This window comes from Actinospineispora eucalypti, assembly GCF_039543365.1.
GTDB lineage: Bacteria > Actinomycetota > Actinomycetes > Mycobacteriales > Pseudonocardiaceae > Pseudonocardia > Pseudonocardia eucalypti.
In genome coordinates this window covers 994-1,351 of record NZ_BAABJP010000025.1, presented here as the reverse complement: position 1 = coordinate 1,351, position 358 = coordinate 994, and the positions used below count along the sequence as shown (strand labels likewise).

At 69.0% G+C, this 358-nt stretch carries 1 protein-coding gene; it reads left to right on the top strand.

Going from position 1 to position 358, the window contains the following annotated elements:
* Positions 1 to 358 (top strand): MlaD family protein (locus tag ABEB12_RS23270; protein ID WP_345703072.1); only part of this gene is annotated, 358 nt, incomplete at both ends.

Genomic DNA, 358 nt, shown 5'->3' with positions numbered 1-358 from the left:
TCAGCGCGGAATTCCCCGCCACCCCGGGCATCAGCCCGGCCAACGGGCAGGAGGTGCGCATCGCCGGAGTCAACGTCGGCGACATCACCGACGCCGAGGTGACCCGGCAAGGCAAGGTGCGGCTCACCCTTTCGGTGGAGCATGGGCACCGGCTATACGAGAACGCCAGCCTGCTGCTGCGTCCGAAGAGCCCGCTCAACGAGATGTACGTGGCGATCAGCCCGGGCGGCCCGCCGGCGCGGGAGGTCGGCGCGAATCACGTCTTCCCGATCGAGTCGACGGAGCGACCGATTCAGGTGGACGAGGTGCTGCGGCACCTGGACGACAACGCGCAGCGGATGCTCACCTCGCTGCTCGC